The sequence below is a fragment of the Sulfurimonas sp. genome (assembly GCF_026991475.1).
Lineage (GTDB): Bacteria > Campylobacterota > Campylobacteria > Campylobacterales > Sulfurimonadaceae > Sulfurimonas.
The window spans coordinates 1-7,801 of sequence record NZ_JALXBK010000028.1; the positions used below are offsets into that span (position 1 = coordinate 1).

The following is a 7,801-nucleotide window of genomic DNA, read 5'->3' on the forward strand; positions in this document are numbered from 1 at the left end:
AGAGTTGTCAAAGAGACAAACCCAGCTTTAGCAAAAAAACTAGGCATTGCAACTTTAGCACTCGATGCTCTTAAAGGTGTTTTAGTTTTAACTATTGCCTATTTTGTGGGATTAAGCGAAGCAACTCTATGGGGTATCGCAGTTTTAGCTGTTTTAGGACACTGTTTTTCACCATACCTTAACTTTGAAGGAGGTAAAGGTGTAGCAACAGGAATGGGTGTTATGATGTTTATGCTTCCTTTAGAGACTATTATTGCTTTAGTTGTTTGGGCTGTGATGGCAAAAACAGTGCGCATCTCATCAGTTTCATCACTTACTGGTGTTTTATCACTTTTAATTGCTAGTTTTATTATTCACCCACAAATGGCACACGCGCCTGTTGTTCTTATTGTATTTATTCTTTTTTATAAACATATTCCAAATATTATTCGTGTTATTAAAGGCGAAGAGAAAAGAGTTGTTTAAATGACAATTCACATAGAAGATTTGAAATTTCAATGCATCATTGGAATTTTAGATTTTGAACGCGAACAAGAGCAAGATGTTATTATCAATCTTGAAATTGACTATATTTACAATAATGAATTTATTAACTATGCTGATATTGCTGCCTTACTTCAAGATACAATGCAAAAAGAAAAATTTTTACTTATTGAGGATGCTTTAGAACATTTGTCATCTCTTCTAAAAATAAACTTTTCAAATATTATTTTACTTAATTTAAAAATCACAAAACCCTCTATACTTCCCAACTGTAAGGTAAGTGTCTCCAATATTTACAAGTTCAATTCTTAATCCTAACTTCACTTTTTTTTAAAAAAAATTGAATAAAACTTTAAAGTTACCTAAAATTATGATATGATTCGGCAAATATTTAAGAAATAGGAAACAATAAATGCGTATTCTAATTATAGAAGATGAAGTTACATTAAACAAAATGCTCGCAGAAGGGCTAAAAGAGTTTGGTTACCAAAGTGATGTTGTTGAAACACTCAAAGATGGTGAGTACTACCTTGACATTCGTAATTACGATTTAGTTCTTATGGATTGGATGCTTCCAGATGGAAACTCTGTTGACATCATCGGTTCAATTAAATCAAATACTCCAAAAACAGTTGTAGTCGTGGTCTCTGCAAGAGATGACAATGAGAGTGAAATAGAAGCACTTCGTGCTGGTGCAGATGATTACATCAGAAAACCTTTTGACTTTGATGTTCTTATTGCTCGTCTTGAAGCACGTTTACGTTTTGGTGGTAGTAATATCATTGAAATCGAAGATTTAACTATTAATCCTGAAGAAGAAAAAATCACTTATAAAGAGACTGACATAGAACTCAAAGGAAAACCTTTTGAAGTACTTACTCACCTTGCTCGTCATCGTGACCAAATTGTTTCTAAAGAGCAACTTCTTGATGCAATCTGGGAAGAACCAGAACTCGTTACTCCAAATGTAATTGAGGTTGCTATTAACCAAATTAGACAAAAAATGGACAAACCGTTAAACATTACTACCATTGAAACTGTACGCCGTCGTGGGTACCGTTTTTGTTTTCCAAAAGAGATCTAATTCCTTTTTAAGAGAAAAAAAATGATATAATCCCTTAGACTTAAGTTCTCAAGGGGTTTTGTTGTGATTACCAAAAAAAGTATAAGACGCAACTTTCTTATACAACTTATTTTTTCATCTGCTTCACTTATACTTATATTTTCATCGCTTCTCTATTTTTATATTGAAAGATCTATTTACGATGATAAAATCAATGAACTAACACACTATGCACAAAACATTGTAAATGACAAATCAGTCTATCAAACAAATGAAGAGATGTTTTCAGGTAGCATTTTCTCTTTAAGCGTCGAAATCATTCACCTTAAAGAGAAAAATATTCAAACAAATGTTTATGAAAAAACAGAGAAAAAACATACTCAACTCACTATAATCTACCCATTTCAAACATCAACAAATAGTTATCTCAAGATTACAAAGGATATAACACCAACAAAACAACTTTTAAATAAAATTCTTCGATATATTTTCATTATTAATATTGCAGGATTTTTACTTGTAATTATTTATGCAATTACCCTCTCTAAAATGTTAATTGTTCCTATTACTACACTGAGTAAAAAGCTCTCAAATATGAATGAGCATCTTATGAAACCCATTAAGACCCAAGAACTCCCAATGGAATTTGAGCCTCTTGGAGAGACTATAAATAGGCTTATTTCAAGAATACAAAACTTTGTAAAATACCAAAAAGAACTTTTTATAGGAACTGCACATGAACTAAAAACACCCTTAGCAGTTATTAAACTAAAAAATCAAGTCACACTCATAAAAAAACGCACTCCAGAGGAGTACATAGAGGCGCTTAAGGTTACAAATAAAACAATAGATGAGATGAATATTATTGTCTCAAATATTTTAAATATTGGACGACAAGAGGGTGCTCAGCTTGACAAGCCTACAGAGGTGGATGTAATCCAAATTCTCAAACAAAAAGCAGATGATTTCAAACTCTTAGCAGCAAATGAACAAAAAGAGCTTAAGGTTGACTTACAACCAGATGGTTATATGGCTATGCTTCAAGTAAGCCTACTCAATCAAATAATACAAAACTTTTTACAAAATGCACTCAAATTTACACCCAAAGAAAAAAGTGTTACACTAAGAAGCCGCCAAGACGATTTTGGACTGCTTATAGAGGTAATTGATGAGGGATGTGGTATTGATGATGCTGTTGATCTGTTTGCGCCTTTTAAGAGGCAAGGAAATAAGTCAGGTGTAGGTCTAGGACTCTTTTTAGCGAAAAGTGCAGCTGATGCACTTGGCGCAAAAATTAGCATCAAAAACAGAACTGATGGAGTAGATGGAACAATAGCCTCTTTAGGCTTAAATTCACAACTTTCATGTATAATTAAAAAACAATAAAGCTTTATTTTGTTATAAATCGCTCACGTAATAACTTAAAGATAAAATATAAGGTTTTTAAATATGGCTTTAATCATAAATGAAGAGTGTATCGCATGTGATGCATGTCGAGAAGAGTGTCCAACAATAGCAATAGAAGAGGGAGACCCTATTTATTATATTGATCCTGATCGTTGTACAGAGTGTGTTGGTATCTATGATGAGCCAGCATGTATTTCAGTCTGTCCAGTTGATTGTATTGTCCCAGATAAAGATAATGTAGAGACAATTGCCGAGCTGCAGTTTAAATACAAAAACTTAGAACTAGAAGAGTAAATTTTGGCAAAAAGAGTAGCAGTCATAGATATTGGTTCTAACTCTGTTAGGATGGTCATCTATGAAAAAACTTCTCGCTTTGCTTTTCATCTACTTTACGAAGAAAAATCAAAAGTTCGCATAGCTGAGCATGCTTATAGTAATGGTGGTGAGTTACAAGAGCTACCAATGCAAAGAACTTTTAACGCCCTGCGTGATTTTGTGCAGATTGCACAATCTTTTCAAACAAGAAAGACACTATGTGTCGCTACTTCTGCCTTAAGAGATGCTCCAAACAAACAAGAATTTTTAAAGCGTGTCAGAGAAAAACTCAAACTCAACATTAAAGTAATTAGTGGTGAGAAAGAGGCATATTTTGGAGCAATAGCATGTGCAAATCTTTTACCAAAACAGAAAAATGCTCTCAGTATAGATATAGGTGGAGGTTCTACTGAACTTGCATTTATTGATGCAGACAATGTTTCTCAAACAACATCTTTAAAACTTGGTACAGTACGCTTAAAAGAGCTCTATTTTGATACGAATGACATTGATGGTGCCATAAAATATATAGACAAACAACTTCAAAATATTCCTGATGAAAAAATTGAGACACTAATAGGAATTGGAGGAACATTTCGTGCAATCTCAAACGCAGTCCTCTTACAATCAGACTATCCATTAAATAAACTTCATGCTTTTGAATACGAAAGAAAAGTTTTTGAAAAGTTTATTGATAAGGTACTAAAAAGTGATGAAAAAAAACTCAAAAACCTTTACATAGAGCAAAATAGATTTGATGTTATCAAACCTGGAACGCTCATTTTACAAAGACTACTAAAAAAACTTGCTATTGAAAATATTATTACAAGTGGTGTAGGCGTCAGAGAGGGAGTCTATCTTCAAGATCTTTTACGAAATTCAAAAGATAAATTTCCCCACAATTACAATACCTCTGTAAAATACATACTCGATGCACATGTTCAAGATAAAGCATTTTCAAACCAACTTGCGCAACTAAGTAAACAACTTTTTGATTTAACCGCACCCTATTTTGAAATACATCCGCAGTATCGAGTAAATCTTGCGCTTGCAGCAAAGCTTTATCCAGCAGGAAGAAGTATCCATTTTTATTCGCAGAACAAGCATACTTATTATCTTATTCAAACAGCTTTAGAGTATGGATTTACGCATAAAGACATTATGCTTATAGCAACACTTACAAGATATGCTAAAAATAAACTACCATCAAATTCTCATCTGAAAAAATATGCTGCACTCTTACCAAAACAAGATACGACAAAGCAGCTTAGTTTTTTACTTTCACTTAGTATTATTTTACTAAGTCACAGACCGAGAAATATTGACTTTAGCCTGCAATTTGAAAATGGAACACTCTATATAAATTCACAACGTAATCTCTATCTTGCAAAAGATGCGCTCAATAAACTCCATTGTGAGCATGAAAACTTTAAAGTAGTATTTAGTTAAAACTACTTTTAAAATCTTTGTCCCATTGTAAATTCAAAGTGTGCTACCTTATCACCTGATTGAGGGTTGATAGGGTTTGAGAACATTAACTGAATAGGTCCAACAGGTGAAAACCACTCTAATCCTGTACCATATCCCGCTCTTGCTATATTGTTTGTAATAAGATCCTCTCTTGTATTATCAGAAATAAATCCCCAGTCAAGGTAAGTTACAAGACGCATTTTTGCTTTAGGGAGCAGAGGAAAACTCAATTCTAAATTATTTGAAAATGTCTGCGTTCCACCAATTCTTCGTATGCCATTAGTAGTAGTCGCTTTTGGATCATATATCGTTGGAGAGAGAGAGTAAGATTCATATCCTCTAACACTACCAATACCACCCATATAAAATCTTTCAGCAAGAGGAATAAAACCATTGTTAATGATTGCATTGTATCTTGCTTTATATCTAAAAATTGCATCAAAACCAAGCAGATCACTCAGACCATAATACTTCGCAAATTTTGTTCTAGATTTTAGAAAATCTGCTTTCGCACCAAGTCCCGCTTTTTCAAAACTTTGAGAGAGAACAAATCCTTCACGAGGAAGATAATAATCATCGGTATTATCCCAGCTAACACTCATAGTAACACTACTTTTTGTGTAATTTTTCAAATAGTAAGTATCTGTAAGATTTGTATCTAAAGTATCTGAAAAATCATAAGAGTTTCCAGAGTACCCATAGCCTAGATAGCCGCTAATATGACGAGAAAACCTATGTCCGGTTCCAACTGTCACACCATCACTAAGAACTGTATAATCATTATAATCATATACAGAGTGATAAATGGAAAAATTACCGCTAAAGTCACTATCGTTTAGACGTGGATTAGAGATATTAAATGAATAGTTCTGCGTTGTCTGTGACTTTTCAGCTTTTACTCCAACATTAATACCACTTCCCCAAATATTTCTATCGTTCACGCCTACGCTAAGTAAAAGTCCACCATAACTTCCATATCCACCACCAAGTTGTATATTTCCGGTAGGTGTCTCTTTTACCTTAACAATCAAGTCCATAGTATGTTGGTCAATTCTCTTCTCTTCAATAGTATTACTTTCAAAAAACCCTAATCTTCCTAATGCATTTCGAGAATCTTTTAAATCTGTTAAAGAGAACATATCACCAGGTCCAAGATAGAGTTCACGACGAACAAGTCTATCGAGCGTTCTTGTATTTCCTGAAATAAGAACATTGCGTATTTTTACTTTATCACCAGGCATTACCTTAAAAATTACATCAACAGTTTTATCTTTTTTATTCTTTTTCAAGTCAGGAACAACCTGCACAAAAGCATAACTCATATCACCTATTGCTGTCTTAATCTTTTGGGAATCTGCTCTAAATTTTTTAATGTTAAACGTATCTCCAACTTTTAAAGAGAGCAATTTTGTAAGATTTTCATCTGCTATAACATGCTGCGTTTGGTAAATAGAAACTTTAGAAATTTTGTATGAATTTCCTTCTGAAATTTGATAACTCATATTGGCTGTATAATTATCAAAATTTACACGAACAAAAGGAGGATTGACCTTTGCATCCAAATAACCGTATTGCATATAGTAATCACGGATTCGAAGATTATCATATTCTAAGTCACGCAGGCTCATTTTTCCATCATTTCGACCCCAAAACCAACCCATCCACTGGTGTTGTTTATTTGCTATAACAGAGTTAAAATCACTAGGATCAAGACCTTTTACACCACTATATTGTAATTTTGTAATGGTTATCTCTTCACCTGGATTTACAACAAATGTCACTTTTATACTTCCATTTTTAAGATGTTTTGTCTCTATTTCAACAACAGAGTCAATTTTTCCTTTTTGCGATATAGCTTCAATAATACGTTTTTTTGCAGCTTCAAGTTTCTCTTCATCATAGAGTGTCCCTTTTTTTATCTGAACAACGCTATCCATAATATCTTTATCATCTTCTTTCCAGCCTTTAAGCTCTACTTGAGAAATAATTGCTTTTTCTTTAAAGTAAAATGTCAAAACTCCATCATTGAATTTTGTCCATATATCATTAAAGTAACCTTGATTAAAATAAATTTTAATCGCCTTATCAACATTTTCTACATTGATATTATCACCTTTTTCAAAAGGAAGCATTCGCAGGGCAACTGGCTCGGAGATGTGTACAAGACCATCAAAATTAATTTGTTTTACAATTTGTGCATAAAGATTAACACTAAAGAGTACAAGAAGTATAGATAAAAAGATTTTCATTAAAATTCCATATATAAAAATAGATAAAGATTTTACCCATTTGGAGGTTAATAGGAGGTAAAAAAATAGTATAATTATGAAATTAAAAATAAAGATGACATATGAATATAGGAATTATTGGTCTAGGACTTATGGGTGGCTCCTTAGCACTCTCACTTAAAAAGCTCGATTTTATTGATAAAATTGTTGGTTACGACCATAATGAAACACATAAAAAAGATGCAATAGAACTCGATCTCGTTGAAGAGATTGTTAGTTTTGAAACAATTAAAAAATGCGATGTTATCTTTTTGGCTATTCCTGTAAACGGAGTGATTGCAGCACTACAAAATATGCAAGATGTAGCAGATGAGACAACTATTATAGATTTAGGAAGTACCAAAGAAAAAATAGTCGCCTCAGTTCCGGCATGCATTCGTAAAAATTTTGTTGCTGCACATCCTATGACGGGTACAGAGAATTTCGGTCCAAAGGCTGCTGTAGAAGGTCTTTATGACAATAAAGTGGTTGTTTTATGTGACCTTGAAGAGAGTGGAGCAACACAGCGAAAAATTGCAAGAAAAATCTTTAAAGCACTTAATATGAAAAAGTATTTTATGGGCGCACATGATCATGACAGACATGCTGCGTTTATCTCACATATGCCTCATGCAATATCTTACTCTATTGCAAATACTGTACTCAGACAGGAGAATAAACATAATATTTTAGCTCTCGCTGCAGGAGGCTTTCGCTCTATGAGCCGCCTTGCAAAAAGCTCGCCATATATGTGGGAAGATGTCTTTGCTCAAAACAAAGAAAATCTCCTTGAGGC

8 protein-coding genes are annotated in these 7,801 nt (G+C 33.2%); 7 read left to right on the forward strand and 1 reads right to left on the reverse strand.

Features of this window, described 5'->3' with window-relative positions:
* The 6 genes from MV589_RS02110 to MV589_RS02135 all read left to right on the forward strand — a co-directional run.
* A partial coding sequence (locus tag MV589_RS02110) for a glycerol-3-phosphate acyltransferase (RefSeq protein WP_297431577.1) occupies positions 1-465 on the forward strand: 465 nt, incomplete at its 5' end.
* A complete protein-coding gene (locus tag MV589_RS02115; protein ID WP_297431580.1) occupies positions 466-795 on the forward strand; it encodes a dihydroneopterin aldolase in 330 nt (109 codons plus the stop codon).
* A 100-nt stretch (positions 796-895) separates the two neighbouring features.
* Positions 896-1,567, forward strand: a complete 672-nt coding sequence (hsrA, locus tag MV589_RS02120; RefSeq protein WP_297431582.1) for a homeostatic response regulator transcription factor HsrA — start codon at positions 896-898, stop codon at positions 1,565-1,567.
* A 63-nt stretch (positions 1,568-1,630) separates the two neighbouring features.
* On the forward strand, positions 1,631-2,932 hold the full coding sequence (locus MV589_RS02125; protein ID WP_297431585.1) for a sensor histidine kinase: 1,302 nt from the start codon (positions 1,631-1,633) through the stop codon (positions 2,930-2,932).
* A gap of 63 nt (positions 2,933-2,995) precedes the next feature.
* A complete protein-coding gene (locus MV589_RS02130; RefSeq protein ID WP_297431587.1) occupies positions 2,996-3,247 on the forward strand; it encodes a YfhL family 4Fe-4S dicluster ferredoxin in 252 nt (83 codons plus the stop codon).
* Between the two features lie 3 nt (positions 3,248-3,250).
* Positions 3,251-4,717: a Ppx/GppA phosphatase family protein gene (locus MV589_RS02135; protein WP_297431589.1), complete on the forward strand. Its 1,467-nt coding sequence runs from the start codon at positions 3,251-3,253 to the stop codon at positions 4,715-4,717.
* 8 nt (positions 4,718-4,725) lie between these two features.
* Here the strand turns inward: MV589_RS02135 and bamA are convergent, their stop codons facing one another.
* The gene (gene bamA, locus MV589_RS02140; RefSeq protein WP_297431591.1) at positions 4,726-6,987 is read right to left on the reverse strand and encodes an outer membrane protein assembly factor BamA; all 2,262 of its coding nucleotides are present in this window, start codon (positions 6,985-6,987) and stop codon (positions 4,726-4,728) included.
* A gap of 101 nt (positions 6,988-7,088) precedes the next feature.
* On the opposite strand from bamA, the gene MV589_RS02145 reads away from it, so the two are divergent.
* On the forward strand, positions 7,089-7,801 hold a 713-nt coding region (locus tag MV589_RS02145), incomplete at its 3' end, for a prephenate dehydrogenase (RefSeq protein WP_297431593.1).

Bases quoted from the DNA above. Each gene is read 5' to 3' on its own strand.
- MV589_RS02115 (WP_297431580.1), top strand. From the start codon at position 466: ATGACAATTCACATAGAAGATTTGAAATTTCAATGCATCATTGGAATT.
- hsrA (WP_297431582.1), top strand. From the start codon at position 896: ATGCGTATTCTAATTATAGAAGATGAAGTTACATTAAACAAAATGCTC.
- MV589_RS02130 (WP_297431587.1), top strand. From the start codon at position 2,996: ATGGCTTTAATCATAAATGAAGAGTGTATCGCATGTGATGCATGTCGA.
- bamA (WP_297431591.1), bottom strand. From the start codon at position 6,987: ATGAAAATCTTTTTATCTATACTTCTTGTACTCTTTAGTGTTAATCTT.